Below are 19,620 nucleotides of genomic sequence, written 5' to 3' on the forward strand. Positions count from 1 at the left end.
CGTGGAATCTAATTCTCTGGCAAGATTACTCAAGTGTTGAATCCATCCTTTCTTTACATTCTTTCGATCACGCAGAAAAAATGACTATTTCTTAGTTTCAGGAGGCTGCGGATTGTTCTCCAAATAAAAGTTCTGCATGTTAGTATGCATCCGTTCAAGCATCCCGGCAAGAATCTGTTTCTCCTCGGAGGTGAAGCCTTCATAGCATTGAATTTCCAGTATGCGTAGCGCTTCTTTTACTGCTTGACTTGCAATACGGCCTTTGTCAGTCAAAAATACCCGAGAAATTCGCTGATCCCTCTCATCAGGCTTTCGAATGACGAGACCGGACTTTTCCATGCGATTGAGCATTACGGTAAGCGTCGCAGGTTTTACCGAGATACGACGGGCAAGCTCTTTTTGAATTAATCCATCAGTATTAGCCAGTCGCATGAGTAGAATTGGCTGACCAGGATAGACATCGTATTCTTGAATTAGAAATTCAACATTAGCGCGATGAAGCTTCATGACGTGACCCATCGCATGTGTCAAAGCTTGAGAGTAATCAAAATCCACAGTTCTACCTCCGGTTTGTTAGCTGGCTAACTAAGCGTAAATGTAAATGATTCTCACTAAAGTGTCAATACTCGGATTGTACTCTATTGTGTGACGCGGAAGGATATTCACATGGTTATGTTGAAGAAAGGAGGATCTAACAAGAACGATTCGGATGAAAGGTTCCAGGTGATCGCTACCATGATAATGAATGAAAAAATAAAAGCTGAAGAGGTTCAGCTGACGGGTATCCAAGGTGAAGACCTAGGCATCGTACCGACCAAGAAGGCATTGCAGATGGCAAAGGAGCTTCGGGTTGATTTGGTTTGTATTTCGCTTCTTAGCAGTCCTCCTTTGTGTCAATTGGTGGGTAGCTCTGATTATAAACAGCAAGTCAATAAAGAGAGCGCGAAGAATAAAAAAGTAGAAAAAGGTGTGAAGGTCAAAGAGATCCGTCTTAGTGCGTTCATTGAGGATCATGATTATGATACCAAAAAACGACAAGCAGAGCGTATACTTTCCTCAGGAGATTGTGTTCAGCTGATCGTCCGGTTGGAAAAAAAGGAAAGTAAGGAAGCAAAGCAATTGGTAGAACAGCTTGTACGGGATTTGTCCCATTGTTCCAAGCAGGATAAAGGTATTCAGGTAAGCGGCAAGCAGGTCATCGCTGTTTTGTTGCCGAACTAGCGAATACCATTACGTATAGCCGACAAAGAAAGGGTGAGGGAGAACCTTTTCACTGTCAGCTTTTTGGTTGCTTGAGGAAAGGGAATTTCTTAAACTGCGGGCAATGGATGTATCCTTTTAACGGAAGGGTACGTCTGAAGCAAAAAGATGAAAAGAGAGTGAATGCATGCCCTTTACATTTGCCCATCCTGCCATTGTGCTTCCCTTGCGCAAGAGCAAGTGGTTTTCTTTCACAGCACTGGTTTTTGGCAGTATGGCACCTGATTTTGAATATTTTTTCCGAATGCAGCCCTACAGCGCATATAGCCATACGTTGTGGGGATTGATTTGGTTTGATGTTCCCCTTGTTTTGTTGTTGACGCTGCTTTATCATGCCGTCGTGAAAAGGTCGTTGATAGCTTGCTCGCCAGAATGGATCGGGAAGGGACTGTCTGTGGCATGCCCCGGGGGATGGAGCTTGCGGTCATGGAAGTCAGTGATTGTTTTTGGTTACTCAGGGCTTGTCGGCAGCTTGAGCCACATCGTTTGGGATGCCTTTACACATCAGGGTGCGTACTTTGTAGAACATCTTTGGTTCCTACAGCTGCCCCTCTCGATTGGGACGATAGCCATTCCGGTGTTCAAGCTGTTGCAACACGGCAGCACAAGTCTTGGGTTCATTGCCATTGGCTATGTGCTGTGGAGAGAAGGGCGTCTCCTATCGATGTCTTTTACAAAGCCAGTTGTGGCTACAAAGATAAAATGGTTCTTTTGGATCGGTATAGGCTGCATTCGCTCTTTGGTTGCCGCTCTTTACTCCTTAATTAACAAAGGGTCGCTTCTGCTTACCCAGCCCCTCGTACATATTGTTCCATTTCTATCGGGGAGTTTGCTTGGGCTAGTTATTATGAGCTGCTGGATGAGTTCATTCGTTTTGAAAAAATAAGCGGAAGTTAATGATGAAAATGCAAAAATCCCTCCATGGAGAGGGATTTTTTGTGTTCACATTTTCTGTTAAAGTACAAAGTCTTCGTGTCTTAACATGACTAAATCTTCCTGGGTTGGTTATTCTCAGCAGTCTAACGGCTTGCACGCGGATGGCTTTCTCAATACTGTTCGTGAACGTGATGTGCACAGGGAAGCGGGAGGGCACTTCCGGGATTCAGTTCTAGAAACGAGTCCATTTCATCATTGTATCCTGCGATAATGCAGACGAAATCGTTGCCCAGATCTTCAAGGGATTTAGCAAAGGAATATCTTTTTATTCATGAATCAATGCTTCCTGAATCACAATGGGGTGGAGAAGACTTTGAACGCAGGTCGAAACAGTATGAAGATCGTCTTGATGAGTTTTTGGATTTGTATCAGAACAAACTCATGTCGTTTTTTGAAATGGGTCAGGCAACTGGAGTTGATTGGTGGGTTATTAGAAATTTATTCGATCAAAACAACATAAGAATTTACTCTAAAGAGGAGATATACAAATTACGGAGAGACAGGGATTTCCCGATTTTGTATATCTTCATTTTAATCAAGGTGTAACAATAAAAGATTTGCACAAAAAACTTGGGCATACTCCACAGTATGTGAGGCGTATTTTTAGAGAGAATGGTTTTGAGCCAATTAAGCGTAATCAGTATGGGATCATTCCTCCAAAAAATGAGGAATAGAAATGTAGCGTCTAAGAAAACTCATTCACGAGTGAGAAACGGGTGATACTTTGATGAAACAACAGTCGGAGAGTATTTCAGCAAGTAACCCAAACCGCATTCAAGTTGTTTTTAAACGAGATCCACCCAAAAAAACGAATGAGCCGTTGTCCGCGAGTATCAATTCAATTGTCCATTCAGAGTTGTCCATTCTGTTTAATGAGCTCGAAGGACTAGTTGGATTAACTGAAGCGAAGAAAACCATCTATGAAATATATGCCCTTCATCAAATCAACAAGGAACGTGAAAAACATGGTCTCCATCTTGAGAAACAGGTTTTTCATATGGTTTTTAAGGGGAATCCAGGCACAGGAAAAACAACGGTGGCAAGGCTATTTGGGAAGATCTTTCGAGAGATGGGAATATTGACAAAAGGTCATTTAATCGAGGTTGAACGAGCAGATTTAGTTGGTGAATTTATCGGCCACACGGCACAAAAAACGCGCGAGCTGGTCAAAAAGGCAATGGGCGGGATTTTGTTCATTGATGAAGCTTACTCACTAGCTCGCGGTGGGGAAAAAGACTTCGGTAAGGAGGCTGTCGACTGTCTCACAAAATCCCTTGAGGATTTAAACAATGATTTCATATGCATAATAGCTGGATATAACGAAGAGATGGAAAACTTCTTAGAATTAAATCCCGGCCTTCCTTCTCGTTTTCCAATCCACATTGATTTTAGCGACTATAATGTTGATGAGTTATTACAAATTGCACATATAATGACAAAGAATAAAGATTTCGAGTTAACCGTAGAAGCATCTGATAAGATTAGGCGCAGCCTTATGACAATCGTAAACAATCCATTTCAAATGAATTTTAGCAATGCAAGACACATTAGAAATTGTATTGAAAAGGCAATTAGAGTGCAGGCAGTTCGTCTGTTGAGAAGTAATGAATTATCTAGAGAAGACTTAATACATCTTAAGGCAGAGGATTTTGCACTATAATAGGTCGTAAAGGTATATAGGAGTATTTTAAAGACCAATTGATAGATTTACTCTACTAATTTGATTCAGCACGTCAGAATGGATCTGTAGGCGGTGAGATGACGAAACGATTAGTTCAACTCGCAGAATTTGGGTCTGTCAAGATTTTTGTGTAAACTCAATCAACCGATTTATGAAAAGGTTTCATCCCCTAATTAGGACATCTTTTTCGAAGCCCACAGGGTCAAGGGCGTAAGGCGAAGCGAACCCTTGACACGTGGGTGTAGAAAAAGACAATTCCTTCGGGAATGAAGCCTTTCTTTACTTGTTAACGGATGTGTGGCCGTACGCGATCCTCAAAGAAAACAGATAGCTGCATGAGAATCTGTCCCCAATTGTGGACCCTTCCCGTCCATTTTCGTAAGACATCCATGGTTACGAGATATAACATCTTTAGAAGGGCATCGTCTGTCGGAAATATAGCTTTTCCCTTCGTTACTTTTCGAAGTTGACGATGGTAACTTTCAATAACATTAGTTGTATAGATCAGCTTTCGAATCTCCGGAGGATATTTAAAGAAGGCCGCAATCTCCTCCCAGTTGGAATGCCAGGAGCGTACCATTAAGGGATATTTACTCCCCCAAGTTTGCTCAAACTGCTCGAGTTCTTCCCGTGCAGCTTGCTCCGTTGGAGCCTTGTAAATAGGCTTTAATTCAGTTGTCACTCTCTTTAAATCCTTATAGGAAACATATTTAATAGAGTTACGTATTTGATGGATGACACACTTCTGAATCTCTGTCTTTGGATAACATGCTGAAATGGCCTCCGTAAAGCCTCGGAGGTTATCGACGCTAGTAATGAGAATATCCTGGACTCCACGGTTTTTCAGTTCATTGAGTACATGTAGCCAGAATTTAGCCGATTCATTCTCGCCAACCCAGATATCAAGGTCAATGCCAATGACCATATAGGCAGCCTTGTTGACGATAGCCCCGTCCTGTTTTACTTTAAAGTGAATAGCGTCTAAGAAAACAACGGCATATACCGATTGCAAGGGGCGATTTTGCCACTCTTTAATCAGTGGAACGATTTTGTTCGCGACATTAGAAATGAGTGTTGGTGAGACTTCGATGCCATAGAGCTGCTGTAGATGATCTTGAATATCACGTGTGGATACGCCTTTTGCATACAGCGCGAGGATTTGATCTTCGATCCCTGTTACATTGGACTGGTGCTTCTTTACGATGGCAGGCTCAAATTCTCCCTCACGATCACGAGGAATTTGAATATTGACTTCGCCATACTCGGAGCGAACCGTTTTTTTGCTATAACCGTTGCGGCTATTGATTGTTCGCTTGTTTTTCATGTCATGCTTGGCATATCAAAGTGAGGACTCCATCTCAGCTTCTAGCATTTCTTGGATGGTTTCAGCAAACGAATCCTTCAAAGCTGACTGAACGTCGTCCACAGACTTCATGTTTTTCTCCTTGATCTGCTCTTTTGACATCATAAAAATCTCCCAACCTTTCTAAGACTAATTGTAGTTTAGAGGTTGAGAATTTACACAGAATATTTTACAGACTCTAACAAACGTTTCCCATCAAAAATTGCAATGAGAAAGAAGTCTATTAAACAAAAACCCTGATCAATTTGCAAATTAAGCAAGTTAATCAGGGTTTTTGTTAAGTAAATTGCTAGTTATTATTGACACAAGTTCACTATTGACCAGTAGGGAGGGGAACCTTTTGCATCTTTGGTACATACTTCTTAACTAGGTTTTTAATTGCTTCATTCCCATTGCTGCGAAAGAATACATTTTGCTCAGGCCAATAAAGAACGTGGAAGCTTGTGTTGTCTTGAAGAAGAAACCGTATCACATATTCGTTTCTTTCTGCAATCTCGTTCTTCTTTACATATTCTAACATTAAAAAATTGTCAGCGAATAGCTTACTGTCCTGCTCAGAAAAATCAGCGGAATATATGTCATAATTACTTGTATTGGCATTATCCTTGTAATACTCCAAGGTGACCTTTTTCACTTTTCCAGCTACGTCAAAAATATCACCTAACTTTTTTGCGTTTGGACTGTCAATTGCCTCATAAATTCTTCCATCAGCATATAGACGATATGTTTCAGCGTATCCTTGTACTTGATATATCGGAGTGCCAATTTCAACCCAAGTTGCATCACCATTCTTAATATTGTACCTAAGACAAACATTACCGTTGACCTTAAACATGACCTCTCCAATTTTCTTTCCTTTTTCTAATCCTTTATTATCTGCTTTAGGATTTTGGAGATATCGGATGTCATTTAGTCTAAGTTCATCTCCATACTCATCAACTACGAAGCAGTCTTTTGTATTTTCCTGCTTGGAGTTTGTTGCAACTTCGTCTAGTTGCGAGTGGCTATATGTTTGGTTGCCATTTAACAAAAACATTAGTGTTAGTGCAAGACCACCAAGTTGAGGATTATTATCAGATCTATATATCATTAGATTGGGCTTTTCATCAATCCAACTAACCTCTGTGTAGTTAAAATTCACTTGCGGTATGTTAGAGTAAGCTGTAATAGCTTTATTAATGTCTGAACCAAACGTGCTTTTAGCCAAAGGATCTACATAATATTTCAGGTTATTTACAACTGACAAGTTCTTGAAACCACCTCCAGCAAAAAAGGCACTTGCGCCCGTCAATGGAGTAGAAGCAGAGACTACAGAGCTTACAGCTAGAGACATTACAACCATGAGACCAGCAACTAAACGTGTTTTCAATTTCATTCAATATCCTCACTTTACAAAATTTTCTTTAAATTATTAATAAAATAATGAAANTAAAATAATGAAAAGTCTAGAAAATTATGAGAATATTTTACAAAATGTAGCAGTGTTTTACAATTTATAATGATTTAGATTGGTATCAGTTACACACTTCTTTGAGGATTATTGGACAAACAACCGAAAAAGAGAGCGTTTTATTTGTGTGGAGTGAGCTTTCTAGAAATAATCAATATCCAGTAGATATAAGAAAAAAAGTGAAACCAGCTTTTTGATTTAGAGGAGTCAGTCTAATACAATTTTTATAACCATGTTGTACAATTGCAATATTAAAGTAATTGCGAGTGTCTCCGAAAGAACAAATGGGGTGATAATATTAATATGGACATATTTTGACCCAAAGGAAAGTATATTGTGGGGCAAAAGGTGGATGTATAAAGAAGAACCGGAATTATCTAAAGGTGCTATTTTATACGCTAAAGTAGCTTCAGTAATCTTTATTGTTATACTTACTGCGATTTTCATATTAAATTAACGAGTCACGAAAGTAATAAGGGATGGTAAGGTGATGGTGGATATAGAAGTAAATGGGCTGCCGAAAGCAGCCTTTTCTATTTGTTACAGTATATTACTAAAATTAATATTTCGGAATAAGAATTGTAATAAAAATGTAATATATACAGATATTTACATAAATGATCAATTGGTATATATTGGAATTGTCCAATCGTGCTAACTTTGCATTGGTCACAAAGAAAATAGAGGAGTGGTTATAATGAAGAAGTTTGTTACTGCTTTAGCAACACTGGCATTGTTAACTACAGCAACACCTACATTTGCACAAGAGGGACAAACTACTCAATCTAAATCACTTAGCAATTCATCAACAACTTCTAATGATGAAGAGTTTCAAGATATTGAGGTGCGATTTGGTTATGTTTCAGGAGCAGATAGATATAAGTGGGTTCGTTACAATGTCACGGATGGATATGAGGATGCGTCTGGTACTTCGTACTCTACTAGCTCAAAAATTTATAGCTTAAGAGTTGGAAAACTATATAGAATACATGCTTATGCTGTGGATCAAAACAATAATGTCTTAGCCGTATCAAACCCCGTAGAAGTTAGAGGGGAAAGAGGCGAAACAGTTATATTTCTAAATTTTCGTTGAGGGTTTTAAATAATATCCCAGTTCAGGAGGTTGTCGAGATTCTCGGCAGCCTTTTTGATTTATTATCATGACATAGAATGAAATTGCAGTTTTATTTGCTTACTAGGTAAAATTATCATGGTTAAATCTATAAATGGAAAAGTGAAATCTACCACATTAGATGGTTTAAAACTACATATCGATTTCAAAATAACCAGCCAAATGACTGGTTATTGTTTACATCGGCTGCGGAGTTCATCCCTGTTTGCTTCACATGCGTCACCTGCCTTGACCATCATACAAAAGTAGACTCACCCAATAATAAAAACCTGCCAACTTTTCGAAGTGAAGTCGATGGAGTTCAGGTGAAAGTGTGGATGGAGGGTAATGGCGTACGGGTCTTTAGTAGTGTGCTTATGTTCCCGAATTAATGAAATTTCAAGATTGAATAAGCTCTTTTACATGTTACAATTGCTGTATAAATAACATCTACCAGGAGAGCACATATGAAACTGTTTCTATTTTTTCTTTTTTCCTCGTTCGAGTACATATCGATCTTTATCATGATGCTTATTCTCTTTCGACAGAAAATTCTGATTCATTTGGGGAAGATTGCATTTTTGTGTATTTTTCTTAGTCTCGTATCGCATTTTATCCGGTACACGCTTCAGCTGAATGAATTTGCGATTATCGTGCAAATCATTACCATGGTCGCTAGTTTACGATATTTATGGAATATACAATGGTTCTATTCGATTGTGATGGCAGTGATTTCTTATTGTGCATTTTTAGCGATTAATGTCCTCACCTTTATTCTGATGAACTCACTTGGTCTCATTCGCTTGGATCAATTACAAGAAGCGGATGGTACTGGACTAGCGTATATGGGTTATGTCTTGCAGCTTGTTACGGTTTGTATGTGTACAGTCTTCATAGTGATTATCCGATATTTAAATCGAGGATGGGCGTTTGTCCCAGATGGAGAAAAAGATATTGAATATGGGAAAAAGGAAAATCAGCAGTTGTTGATCGCCTCATTGATCGCTTTTATTGCATTCGGAAGCATTTTGTTCATTGGCAACATGTGGGGCAACACGACATTTACCATTTCATTTTTTGTATTAGCTTGTATATTGGCTACACTCTTCTATCTCGCAACGAAAAAGGATGAGGCAGAGTATGATTGAGAAAATGGCCCTGCATATTGCGAAATCGATCAAAGGAGCGAATCCAACGCAAACAGCAAGCATTGCGGTCATGCAATACTCCTTGATTGCCATCATTGGTACAGGATCAGCAATATTCTTGTCTATTTTCATTGCAGCCATATTCGGGACAGCGGTTAAAACGATCATTGTACTGATTTCTTTTATGACCTTGAGGGCATTTTCCGGAGGCTTTCACTTTAAGTCCGCAGAAATATGCACGGGGGTAAGTATAATCGGAGCAGTAGTGATTCCCTTTATCCCCTTGACGGATTTGGCAAGTGATGTTTTGCTTGCCGTCTCGCTCATTCTTATGTTGGTTCTAGCCCCCAAAGGAAAAAATCAGTCTCGCATATTTTCGAGAAAGCATTATCCACTACTAAAACTAATTTCCCTTCTCATTATCACGATGAATTATTGGATTGCCTTACCGGAAATCACACTGACATTTCTGGTTCAGGCCCTGAGCCTGCTCCCTTTACTATGGAAAGGAGGTGATAAGCGTGAAGAAGCCTTTTAACAAAGCGAGATTGGCATACTATTCGTCCATGACGCTGGCAGCACTAGCAACGATCATTGTAACTCCATTTTCAGCAGGTCTTTCACATCAACCAGATGCTCCAGAGGAGCTCTACAAAAATTAAACTTTAGGTTGTATTGTGGAGGAACCATGAAAATTCCACTATTCCGTAAGGGATTTGAGGAAGATGGAATTTACTGGGTAGATTTACCTCAAGAAATCACATACCTTTCTCATTCAAAAAACAAAATTGAGATTCATACGGAGGACGATGTTTATTACATGTTAACCACTCTCGAGGATTGGAAAAAAGTCTTGAAGCCGTACGGTTTTGAGAAGTTAGATGTGGGAAACATCGTGAATATGAACAAAGTCGTATCGTTTGATGAAAAAGCACAAAAAGTGTACTTTGAGGAAGCGCCGACCAAGCAGTCAAAGTTTGCGGATGTCGCGCGTGTCCACATTTCAAAACTAAATCATGTAAAACGATTAAAAAAGTAACATGCTACGTATCACTGCATGTTACTTTTTGTTTTTAATTCATAAAAATATAGGTTTGTCAAGAAAAATCAAAAATGTTCAATTTGTAAAGAAAGGAAAACTTTGGGGTGCTATGATGGACGTACAGGATGATAGAGGGGAGGGGTATGTTCCTAGGCTTCATTGTGGGAATGGCATTCGTAAGTTCGTTTTTCTATTAATCGCATGATAGCCATTCGAAATCACTTGCATGTAACGTTTGAATGGTGCGAAGAAAGATGAGTGAACAGATTGAAATTCATACCGAAATCTCTTACGCAATTTTATTTCATACTTATTTGGGCAGTAGCAATCATAGAACTAATTTTCATGATCATTGGTGTTGTACAAATTAAGTTTCATATTGACTTGATAGGAACGATGAGAAATGTTAATTTTTTGATGCTCTTATTCTTTCTCATCATGGCTATATTGGTATGTAAATATGTACTATGTATTCATAAAGAAGCCCTTAAAATAGAGTCTACAGCTGACAAAGGGAAAGCTCAGAGAGAAGCAGCTGTGCAGGAAGAAGCTCCTTGCCAAGGGAATACAAGCTCTTCTCTGAATCCTGCGGTAGCAAATTACTTGCGAACCAAAATACAAGAGCTTCTTGGAGCATCGTTTGAGCAAGAAGCGAAGGGCATCAAGATCTCCTTGATTCAAAGAGATGGACAAGAAATGATGACACTGGAGAATATCATTCCGGAAGACGATAATAGTGCTACACAACGTCTATTTTATTTGGGGGTACCAACGAAGCATGGGGAAGGTAGTGGAGGTGGAATCCCTGACCTGATGAGGTTTATTGAGCAAAATGTTGGACAGGTCCAAGTCGTCATTGATAAAGAACTGCGCCAATCGTAATGGCATTGATATTTCAAAGGCCCTGACCAGTAGGGCTTTTTCGTTTGTGTAAATTGAGACAAAAATGAGACTTTTCTATCAAGGGTGAGTGTTACTATAGAACATATAGGGAAAAAGGAATGGTTGATTTAGAACAGGCGATAAGGAGTAGAGGTCACGATGTACAGATTATTTAAGTATAAGCCTCTGATGGATGGCATGATGTATAGCTGGCATGAAGTTTGTACTTCTCAAGACATCGACTATATTTCGCAGCTCGCTGAAGGCATGTGTAGAGTGGATGGACGTGGCAGATATAGATACAAGGTAGAGGATATTACGTTTGAGGTTATGCGACTCGGAAACGGGAAGTATAAACATGTCATTATCAAAGAGATGATGGATACGTGGAGGAAAGGAAGCAGCCTGTCGTAATGACATGGTTGCTTTTTTTGCAAAAAAGGGTATTCAAGGAAGAGTACCATACTCAAATAGGGATGTAAGCCGGAATTGTCTGACAGACAGTGAAGCGATATCGAAAAGGGGAAAATGTGGTATGATAAGGAAAGAAAGGGCGTGAATCGGTGAACGATCTGATCAAAACGACAGAAACAGCGATATTGGTCGGTTGTTTTTTAGATAACCGGGATGAAGAGCGAACACGTCTGTCTATGGAAGAACTGCACGAATTGGCAGCTACAGCCGGCGTAGAGGTTCTTGATGTGATTACACAGAACAGGGACAGAGTCGACTCTGCGTGGTATTTAGGAACAGGAAAAATCGATGAAATTGCAGAGCGTGCAGAAGAACTGGACGTGGACGTCATCATCTTTAACGACGAGCTATCCCCAAGTCAGACGCGCAATCTGGATAAGGTTTTTGATTGCAAAGTAATCGACAGAACGCAGCTCATTTTGGATATTTTCGCTGGGCGCGCGCAATCGCGCGAAGGGAAAATCCAGGTTGAGCTCGCTCAGTATAACTATTTACTGCCACGACTCGCTGGACAAGGTAAACAGCTCTCCCGTCTCGGTGGTGGGATTGGGACGCGCGGTCCAGGGGAATCAAAGCTGGAGAGCGATCGTCGCCATATCCGCAAGAGAATCAGCGAGCTGAAGCAACAACTGAATGATACAGTGAGAACGAGACAGCTTCATCGCGAGCGTCGGAAGAAAAACAATGTATTCCAGGTTGCGTTGGTAGGCTATACGAATGCTGGCAAATCAACAATTTTAAATCAGCTAACGGGTGCAAACACCTTGCAGGAGGATAAATTGTTTGCGACCCTCGATCCTACAACACGCCAGCTTTCTCTGCCAAGTGGTCTGGAAGTGCTGTTAACGGATACGGTGGGCTTCATTCAAGACTTGCCTACAAGTCTGGTTGCAGCTTTTCGTTCGACATTGGAAGGCGTAAAGGAAGCGGACTTGATTCTACATGTCGTTGATAGCCACCACCCTGACTTGCAGGTTCACATGGAAGTCGTGGAAAAGATTTTACGTGAGTTGAAGGCGGAGGAAATTCCGCAGCTCGTCATTTTTAACAAAGCGGATGTGCTTCCTGAGGGCACGTACTTGCCGCGGGCAGACGAGTCCATTTTAATTTCTGCCCTTCGTCATGAAGACCAGAAGAAGCTGCTGGAGCGTATCGAGTCTTTTGCTCTGGCTTCCTTTAACGAAATGACGCTGAGAGTCCCTGTAGAGCGAGGGGATATCTTGTCGCTTCTACATCGCGAAGGAGTAGAGATGGATCAACAATTTAATGAAGAGGAAGAATCCTACCGAGTCACTGTTCGTGTGAATCGGGATCATCCGATCTATGGACGAATTGCTCCTTTCCTCCTGGATAAACCAGAGACTGTTGAAGAGAGTTGGTAAGATAGCTGATGTTTTCCTTTTTTTCTCATGGTGAAAAGCTTCGTCCACTTGTAATGGAAGTGGAAGCAACGATTTTAGAACGACATAGACAGATTGCAGCGATGGTGGACACGAATCAATTGAAAGTGCTTCGTTCCTTTCAAAAGCATGAAGTCAATGAGTTTCATTTTTCTCCGTCTACGGGGTATGGCTATGACGATTCCGGCCGTTCCACACTGGAATCCATCTATGCAGATGTCTTTGGTGGAGAGGCTGCATTAGTTCGTCCACACATTATTTCCGGAACCCATGCGATTGCTATTTCTTTGTTTGGCATTCTGCGTCCTGGTGACGATTTGCTCTACATTACAGGCAAACCATACGATACATTGGAAGAAGTTGTGGGTGTACGTGGTGAAGGACAGGGATCACTCAAGGATTATGGCATCGGGTACAGCTACGTGCCGCTTACAGCAGAAGGCGAAATTGATTTTGTAGCGGTTGCGGAGGCCATTACAGATAAAACGAAGGTAATCGGAATTCAGCGTTCACGCGGCTATGCGGATCGGCCATCCTTTACCATTCAAAAAATCCAGGAAATGATTCGGTTGGTCAAAGAAATGAAGCCGGAAGTAATCGTGTTTGTCGATAACTGCTACGGCGAGTTTACTGAGGAGTACGAACCGCTGCATGTTGGTGCTGACATCATGGCTGGCTCGTTGATCAAAAACCCGGGAGGCGGTCTGGTCAAAACCGGTGGATATATCGTGGGCCGACAAGATTTGGTTCAGCTGGCATCCTATCGGATGGCAGCTCCAGGGATTGGTGCAGAGGGCGGAGCTTCGCTATACTCTTTACTGGAAATGTATCAGGGCTTTTTCCTTGCTCCGCATGTCGTAGGCGAAGCTCTAAAAGGGGCAGTGTTCTCTTCAGCATTGTTGGAGCGTTTTGGGTTCCGCACAAATCCGCTCTGGCATGAGCCACGGACTGATTTAATTCAATCCGTTGAATTTGGCTCGGCTGAGCGACTGATTGCCTTTTGCCAAGGGATTCAAAAATCTGCACCAGTGGACTCGCACGTAACCCCGTACCCAAGCGAAATGCCAGGATATGCTGACCCTGTCATCATGGCTGCTGGAACGTTCATTCAAGGGGCAAGTATCGAGTTTTCTGCAGATGGTCCTATCCGTCCCCCATACTTGGGCTTTGTCCAAGGTGGTTTGACCTACTCGCATGTAAAAGTAGGAATCATCACGGCTTTAAATGGCATGCTGGAAAAGGGATTACTGCAGCTGCCTAATGAGTCCTAAACGTAGCAAAATAAACAGTGATTATCCTAGGTAGAAGGAGGGATAGTCACTGTTTTTTGTTTTAAGGTACATTTCCATGTGATATTTTATAACATCCGTTGACAGGGTTTCGTGTTTTGAATAGAATAAAGTATGAGGAACACGATAGAGGAGGGACGAGTCATGGGTGATGATACTCGCCGTAATATGGCCCTCTTTCCCATTGGGATCGTCATGAAATTGACGGATCTAACTGCGAGGCAGATACGCTACTACGAACAAAACGACCTCATTCAACCAGCCCGCACCGAAGGGAAGCAGAGGCTATTTTCCTTCAATGATGTAGATCGTTTGCTGGAGATTAAAGCACTGATTGAAAAGGGACTGAATATTGCGGGCATCAAACAAGTACTGCAATTGAACGACCCTACGCCGGTACAGACAGAGATTACAACCACGTCTGAGACCAAACGAAAAGAGATGTCTGATAAGGACCTACATCAGCTCCTAAGGCAACAAATCATGTATCGCAATGCTACTCGTCATGGCGAGGGTGCATTGATACGTGGAGAGCTTTCCCGCTTTTTCCACTGATATAAAGCCGTTATAGAGACAGGAGGAGAGAAATTTGAGCAAGTTTACAAGAGAAGACATTATGCGTTTGGCACAAGAAGAGGACGTAAGGTACATCCGCCTTCAGTTTACCGATTTGCTCGGTGTCATTAAGAACGTTGAGATCCCTTCTTCCCAACTGCCTAAAGCACTCGACAACAAGATGATGTTCGACGGTTCTTCTATTGAAGGTTTCGTGCGCATCGAGGAATCCGATATGTATTTGGTGCCGGATCTGGATACGTGGGTTGTCTTCCCTTGGGGTAATGAGCATGGCAAAGTTGCGCGCCTGATCTGTGATATCTACAATCCAGACGGCACACCATTCGAGGGAGATCCTCGTTATATTTTGAAGCGTGCGTTGAAAGAAGCAGAAGAAATGGGCTATACAGCGTTTAACGTAGGTCCAGAGCCTGAATTCTTCCTGTTCAAACTCGATGAAAAAGGCGAACCTACTCTGGATCTGAATGACCAAGGTGGATACTTCGACTTCGCACCACTCGACCTCGGTGAAAACTGCCGTCGCGATATCGTTTTGACACTGGAGAAAATGGGCTTTGAAATCGAAGCTTCCCACCATGAGGTAGCTCCAGGTCAACACGAGATCGATTTCAAATACGCTAATGCTTTGCATGCTGCTGACCAGATCTTGACTTTCAAGCTGGTTGTAAAAACAATTGCTCATAAACATGGTTTGCACGCGACATTCATGCCAAAACCACTGTATGGTGTTGCTGGCTCCGGAATGCACGCAAACCAATCTCTCTTCCGTGGTAACCAAAATGTATTCTTTGACGAATCTGATGAACTCGGCTTGAGTGAGACTGCGAAACACTACCTGGCTGGTATTTTGCTGCATGCTCGTGGATTCACTGCCATCACGAATCCATTGGTAAACTCGTACAAGCGTCTGGTTCCTGGTTACGAAGCACCTTGCTACGTAGCTTGGTCTGCTAAAAACCGTTCTCCATTGATTCGTATTCCTTCATCTCGCGGTGTAAGCACGCGTATTGAAGTCCGTAGCCCAGACCCGGCTACAAACCCATACCTCGCTTTGGCAGTTATGCTGAAGGCAGGTTTGGACGGAATCAAAAACAAATTGGCAGCACCACCTGCGATAGATCGCAACATCTATGTAATGAACGAAGAAGAACGTGAAGAAAACGGAATTTCCAGCTTGCCAGCTACCTTGAAGGAAGCAATTGAATGCCTCAAGGGAGACTCGGTGATTTGCGAAGCTCTGGGTGAACACGCTCTGATTCACTTCATCGAAGCAAAAGAAATTGAGTGGGATATGTTCCGCACACGCGTCCATGATTGGGAGCGCGAGCAGTACATGAGCACTTACTAATAAGCGTTTACCCCTTGTGCCACTTGGTGCGAGGGGTTTTTCTTTTTGTGGACGGAAGCATTTCGATGAATCAAGCGAAATCATTGTAGAGGCAATCCGAGAGACGGTAACTAACGGAGCTAGGAGCTGGAAGTACACCACAAGGATCCTGGTCGGGTGGTCTGATAGAGGACTACGAACATTACAATAGGTGCCAGACTGCCATGTTGGAGCATGAGCAATCCAAAGTAAAAGGCTACCGACAAGGGAATCAGGACACGGCGAGATCAGAGGCAAGTGTCGATTTAACAAGATGCTCACTTTGATAAATCTCTTTTGATGATCTTGGAAACAAGTGGTTGAAAAATAAACACGGCTATGGCAATCCCAAGTCCATAAGTAATTATACGACTTTCTATAAATGGACTGACTATTAGAATTCCTGTTACTACCAAAATAATGCGAATCAGCATATTGACCATTAATAAATCCCCCTAACATGATCATCAATAATAATACGATTGGAAGAAGATGGGGGTCACTTATCAAAATGTGTAGAGTGATGAGGAGGGGCACGGTATGAAGTTTTTAATAACACTGTTCAGACGAAAAGGAGCTTCAACGAAGCAGGCAGTCGACCAGCGTAATTGTAACTATGTTTGTTTTTCCCATGACTCGGTTAACACGATCAATGACCTTCGAGAGGGGGACTAGGGCATGGTTGGAGTCCATCGGTTGAGCTTATCAAAATAGTTATTAAATAACCATTATTTATGTTTTTTCTTACAGTTAGAGTTGAAAAAGCCAAGAGAGATGGCGACAGCTGTTGCGAGTGAAGTCCATAAGAAGAAATCCATTTTAATCCCTCCATTTCTTTTATAAATATATGCTTATCAATGGAGGATGTTTCAAGATGAAATGGACGGATAAGTGATGGAATTTACGAAACGGTAATTTTGAAAAGCAAAAAGCTAATCTAAGACTTCCCAACTTAGAACGTCATCAATGCACTCTCCATTGAATGAAATCAGATAGTGATATACAGCTACCTCAGTGCTATTGTGATGGATACTGGCATAAGACTGAACGTATTCATCCTCAAAAAGGAAGTTGATGGTAAGTGATATCTTTTTCACACTGACTTCTAAAGAGGTAGGATATATTCCATTAAAGGCGTTTAAAAATGAATCAGGGTTATCAGTTTTCCAATTGTTAATGTAATTCCAAAATCCATCAATGGTTTGTTCAATGACTCGGTGCGTTTTAATAAACTGCTTCAATTCTTCAGTGTTCATAAGCCCTCCGGGACGGATTGTATGATTGGTATTTTAGCAAAAGATACAAATTTTGCAAAACACACGATTTATTATATAAGGTGAGTAAAACGGCAATCTCAGTTCTAAAAAAATACCCCCGGATTATACCGAGGGCAGTTGATGGCTGTCTAAAATGTGCTACTAAATGGCGTTTCATAAGTAATATTTCCATTCCTATCTTTTACAGCCCCTGAAACAAATTTGACTTGATAGGTAAATCCAGTATGCCATGTTTCAGGATTATAACCCATGAGAATTTTAAGAACAGGGTTTTCGGGGTTGCTAGTATCCCATTCAATACTTTGATTAATCGCAGGATTTCTGAGATTCGCTCCATTTTGATTGTTAATTTGGGTGACTAGCTGATTGATATTATTGATCGTTAAAGTATCATCTGATAACTCTTCATTGAAGCTAATCAGTAAAATGCTCGCATTCAAAAGAGTGATTGTCCCAATTGCTGGCGTTTCATCAATGCTATTCTCGACTTATTCCCTTCTATTTTTGTGAGATTTCGTTCGAGCCTACACCGTACAGGCGCCTTGCAGCGCATACGGCGTTCCATCGACAGATAAGAAAGCGTGTTTTACAACGGGTACATATAACATACGCCATTCTATCTGTAACTGTCTGCTAACTAAAGCTATAATTTTTGGTGGCTCTGTTATAAACGAACTGAGCTTAACAAAAGAATCGATTTGAACAAATACTGTTTAACAAAATGCTCAATATGCTAAATGCCATGGTGCAAAATACAGTACCCGTTTGTTGATGTCCTATCAGCAAGAATAGCTAATTCCTTAAAAAGAGACGTCAATTCCTCTCTATAACAATGTATCATCTCATACTTCCCAGTCTCAATGTTCTCACCATTTATCCAGGTGAACGGACCTGTAAGTATAAAAGACTGGGGAGCAAGCGAGAACAATTCGGCCCATGAAAGGCAAATGTTCTTTAATAAAATAGCACCATCGCCTTGAATAATTGTTTCACCGTGATAGTTAAGACCTGTATGGGATTCCTTTGTTGATGGGTTAAATGCTGGCAACCATTTTAAAGAATCATAGATGTAATTAATTACATCATCGTGGATCTCAACCATTGCTTCGTAGGGGGGCGAATATTGATTCATATGCTCTTTTCTAATCAGAAAAAACTCATGCGTTAATGCCATTCAATCACCTTTTTGTTCGAATTTATTAGCCAATGTGTAGGAAGTCTAGCTACTTGTTTTTTGATTCGAATATTTCAAGTTCCTTTACCCATTCTTGGATAAGTTTTTTCAGAAACATCGTAGAAATGCTGCATTTAAAACTATATAAATGATTATCTTCTAAATTCTCAAACAGATAATTTATCACATGTGTCGTATCACTGTAAATTTCTAAGCGACAAGCATTACCTCTCCATTGTTCAAAGTTCGATAAACCTGAGATAACTTTATCTATAATATCCAGATACCAATGCGCAGAAGATGTACTTATGTCAGAGGAAAGAAGATCGGAGAGGGATTCAAAACCAGCTGGAAGCTCTATGCGTAGACATTTTATTCCGTTATCCAATACCGCCTCTTTTATTTGGTAGGAAAGTTTCATAATGTGGCACAACCTTTTTTATCTAAGGATAACAAATTTCATTTTAACACAGTAGTTAAGGAGGAAATAACATGCTGGATTGCACAAAGGTAAAGACGTTTACGCCACACATTCCTGCGGGTACTGGACCGACATTCATCAAAGTAGAAGAGGCAATAGTAGAAATCTTGGCCGATTTAAACCAATCTGCTACACGAATGCTAAGCAATGACCAACTCGAAATGATGGAGCAGTTCATAACTGATACGCTTCGGATCGGTGATTGGATCGACGGGACATACACGATTTTCGAGGACTATCAGATCGAGATCAAGACCATGCAGCAGTGGCAGCTTGATCAAATGGGTGAGTTCAACGGCTATTAATAGTTTAGGAGGAAATAGGGATGAAAAAATCTGCGATCGAAGTAGGAAAAACATAGTCGAACGGCCATCCGGAAGGCAGCAAATATCGGACGGTTCGGAAGGTGCTGAAGATTCACCAAGGGCATTACATCTACACAGGTCGCGAAGAGACTCTAGTACGCTTTTTGTGCACGGAAGGAAAGTCCGGTGCCAGGGGATACGAAAGCGAAATCACAATTCAAGCATTCGCGACTTGGGCCAAGGCAGTCGTTTAACACATCGGTAATTTTGTAATGAAGGAAGAGAGCTTTCAGTTAAGAAAATACCCCCTGGGATTACCCAAGGGGACCGTCAATGCAATTTCTTGTAACCGTCAAGTAAAATTGAACACCTTTTGCTAATTAATTTTGAACACTTTCGTGTTCA

23 protein-coding genes and 2 pseudogenes are annotated in these 19,620 nt (G+C 41.2%); 18 read left to right on the forward strand and 7 right to left on the reverse strand.

Annotated features, from left to right (window positions below; all coding sequences use genetic code 11):
- Window positions 1–84: 84 nt before the first annotated feature.
- Window positions 85–555 (reverse strand): MarR family winged helix-turn-helix transcriptional regulator, encoded by a 471-nt coding sequence (locus tag ADS79_RS13435; RefSeq protein WP_049738891.1) that lies wholly within the window; start codon window positions 553–555, stop codon window positions 85–87.
- A 180-nt stretch (window positions 556–735) separates the two neighbouring features.
- On the opposite strand from ADS79_RS13435, the gene infC reads away from it, so the two are divergent.
- The 4 genes and pseudogenes from infC to ADS79_RS34355 all read left to right on the forward strand — a co-directional run.
- A complete protein-coding gene (gene infC, locus ADS79_RS13440; protein WP_049739090.1) occupies window positions 736–1,221 on the forward strand; it encodes a translation initiation factor IF-3 in 486 nt (161 codons plus the stop codon).
- A 166-nt stretch (window positions 1,222–1,387) separates the two neighbouring features.
- Window positions 1,388–2,146 (forward strand): DUF4184 family protein, encoded by a 759-nt coding sequence (locus tag ADS79_RS13445; RefSeq protein ID WP_049738892.1) that lies wholly within the window; start codon window positions 1,388–1,390, stop codon window positions 2,144–2,146.
- A 777-nt stretch (window positions 2,147–2,923) separates the two neighbouring features.
- On the forward strand, window positions 2,924–3,856 hold the full coding sequence (locus ADS79_RS13455; protein ID WP_049738894.1) for an AAA family ATPase: 933 nt from the start codon (window positions 2,924–2,926) through the stop codon (window positions 3,854–3,856).
- 68 nt (window positions 3,857–3,924) lie between these two features.
- A pseudogene (locus ADS79_RS34355) lies at window positions 3,925–4,011 on the forward strand (small, acid-soluble spore protein, alpha/beta type); the annotation flags it as partial.
- A 152-nt stretch (window positions 4,012–4,163) separates the two neighbouring features.
- Here the strand turns inward: ADS79_RS34355 and ADS79_RS13460 are convergent.
- A pseudogene (locus ADS79_RS13460) lies at window positions 4,164–5,345 on the reverse strand (IS256 family transposase).
- Window positions 5,346–5,553: 208 nt separating this feature from the next.
- The gene (locus tag ADS79_RS13465; RefSeq protein WP_049738895.1) at window positions 5,554–6,615 is read right to left on the reverse strand and encodes a hypothetical protein; all 1,062 of its coding nucleotides are present in this window, start codon (window positions 6,613–6,615) and stop codon (window positions 5,554–5,556) included.
- Between the two features lie 772 nt (window positions 6,616–7,387).
- Here ADS79_RS13465 and ADS79_RS13475 point away from each other — a divergent pair.
- The 13 genes from ADS79_RS13475 to ADS79_RS36410 all read left to right on the forward strand — a co-directional run bounded on the left by ADS79_RS13475 (window position 7,388) and on the right by ADS79_RS36410 (window position 16,653).
- A complete protein-coding gene (locus ADS79_RS13475; RefSeq protein ID WP_049738896.1) occupies window positions 7,388–7,783 on the forward strand; it encodes a hypothetical protein in 396 nt (131 codons plus the stop codon).
- A 485-nt stretch (window positions 7,784–8,268) separates the two neighbouring features.
- Complete coding sequence (locus tag ADS79_RS13480; protein ID WP_049738897.1) at window positions 8,269–8,949, forward strand: hypothetical protein; 681 nt, start codon at window positions 8,269–8,271, stop codon at window positions 8,947–8,949.
- Window positions 8,942–9,487: an accessory gene regulator ArgB-like protein gene (locus tag ADS79_RS13485; RefSeq protein ID WP_049738898.1), complete on the forward strand. Its 546-nt coding sequence runs from the start codon at window positions 8,942–8,944 to the stop codon at window positions 9,485–9,487. The genes ADS79_RS13480 and ADS79_RS13485 overlap by 8 nt, the downstream gene beginning before the upstream one ends.
- The gene (locus tag ADS79_RS35275) at window positions 9,471–9,611 is read left to right on the forward strand and encodes a hypothetical protein (RefSeq protein WP_161807279.1); all 141 of its coding nucleotides are present in this window, start codon (window positions 9,471–9,473) and stop codon (window positions 9,609–9,611) included. Before ADS79_RS13485 ends, ADS79_RS35275 begins: the two co-directional genes overlap by 17 nt.
- A gap of 26 nt (window positions 9,612–9,637) precedes the next feature.
- Window positions 9,638–9,988 (forward strand): LytTR family transcriptional regulator DNA-binding domain-containing protein, encoded by a 351-nt coding sequence (locus ADS79_RS13490; RefSeq protein ID WP_049738899.1) that lies wholly within the window; start codon window positions 9,638–9,640, stop codon window positions 9,986–9,988.
- Window positions 9,989–10,249: 261 nt separating this feature from the next.
- Window positions 10,250–10,873: a hypothetical protein gene (locus ADS79_RS13495; RefSeq protein WP_141261004.1), complete on the forward strand. Its 624-nt coding sequence runs from the start codon at window positions 10,250–10,252 to the stop codon at window positions 10,871–10,873.
- A 159-nt stretch (window positions 10,874–11,032) separates the two neighbouring features.
- Window positions 11,033–11,287: a hypothetical protein gene (locus ADS79_RS13500; RefSeq protein ID WP_049738901.1), complete on the forward strand. Its 255-nt coding sequence runs from the start codon at window positions 11,033–11,035 to the stop codon at window positions 11,285–11,287.
- Window positions 11,288–11,436: 149 nt separating this feature from the next.
- On the forward strand, window positions 11,437–12,729 hold the full coding sequence (gene hflX / locus ADS79_RS13505; protein ID WP_049738902.1) for a GTPase HflX: 1,293 nt from the start codon (window positions 11,437–11,439) through the stop codon (window positions 12,727–12,729).
- 8 nt (window positions 12,730–12,737) lie between these two features.
- Entirely contained in the window at window positions 12,738–14,018 is a 1,281-nt protein-coding gene (locus tag ADS79_RS13510) for a methionine gamma-lyase family protein (RefSeq protein ID WP_049738903.1), read from the forward strand.
- Between the two features lie 162 nt (window positions 14,019–14,180).
- Window positions 14,181–14,591 carry a MerR family transcriptional regulator gene (locus ADS79_RS13515; protein ID WP_049738904.1) on the forward strand — a complete coding sequence of 137 codons (411 nt, stop codon included), beginning with the start codon at window positions 14,181–14,183 and terminating at the stop codon, window positions 14,589–14,591.
- 34 nt (window positions 14,592–14,625) lie between these two features.
- Window positions 14,626–15,960, forward strand: coding sequence for a type I glutamate--ammonia ligase (gene glnA, locus ADS79_RS13520; RefSeq protein ID WP_049738905.1), 1,335 nt, complete (start codon window positions 14,626–14,628; stop codon window positions 15,958–15,960).
- Between the two features lie 16 nt (window positions 15,961–15,976).
- Complete coding sequence (locus ADS79_RS36650) at window positions 15,977–16,150, forward strand: DnaD domain-containing protein (RefSeq protein ID WP_084765839.1); 174 nt, start codon at window positions 15,977–15,979, stop codon at window positions 16,148–16,150.
- Window positions 16,151–16,518: 368 nt separating this feature from the next.
- Window positions 16,519–16,653 (forward strand): hypothetical protein, encoded by a 135-nt coding sequence (locus ADS79_RS36410; protein ID WP_255323467.1) that lies wholly within the window; start codon window positions 16,519–16,521, stop codon window positions 16,651–16,653.
- A 257-nt stretch (window positions 16,654–16,910) separates the two neighbouring features.
- Here ADS79_RS36410 and ADS79_RS13525 read toward each other — a convergent pair whose 3' ends face one another.
- From ADS79_RS13525 to ADS79_RS13540, 4 genes are all read right to left on the reverse strand, one after another.
- Entirely contained in the window at window positions 16,911–17,234 is a 324-nt protein-coding gene (locus tag ADS79_RS13525) for a hypothetical protein (protein WP_049738906.1), read from the reverse strand.
- 149 nt (window positions 17,235–17,383) lie between these two features.
- Entirely contained in the window at window positions 17,384–17,695 is a 312-nt protein-coding gene (locus ADS79_RS13530) for a hypothetical protein (RefSeq protein ID WP_049738907.1), read from the reverse strand.
- 293 nt (window positions 17,696–17,988) lie between these two features.
- Window positions 17,989–18,429: a hypothetical protein gene (locus ADS79_RS13535; RefSeq protein WP_049738908.1), complete on the reverse strand. Its 441-nt coding sequence runs from the start codon at window positions 18,427–18,429 to the stop codon at window positions 17,989–17,991.
- Between the two features lie 49 nt (window positions 18,430–18,478).
- Window positions 18,479–18,850 (reverse strand): hypothetical protein, encoded by a 372-nt coding sequence (locus ADS79_RS13540; protein WP_049738909.1) that lies wholly within the window; start codon window positions 18,848–18,850, stop codon window positions 18,479–18,481.
- 71 nt (window positions 18,851–18,921) lie between these two features.
- Between ADS79_RS13540 and ADS79_RS13545 the strand changes: the two genes are divergently transcribed.
- Window positions 18,922–19,215, forward strand: a complete 294-nt coding sequence (locus ADS79_RS13545; RefSeq protein WP_049738910.1) for a hypothetical protein — start codon at window positions 18,922–18,924, stop codon at window positions 19,213–19,215.
- Window positions 19,216–19,620: the final 405 nt, after the last annotated feature.

This window comes from Brevibacillus reuszeri, assembly GCF_001187725.1.
Taxonomy (GTDB): Bacteria; Bacillota; Bacilli; order Brevibacillales; family Brevibacillaceae; genus Brevibacillus; species Brevibacillus reuszeri.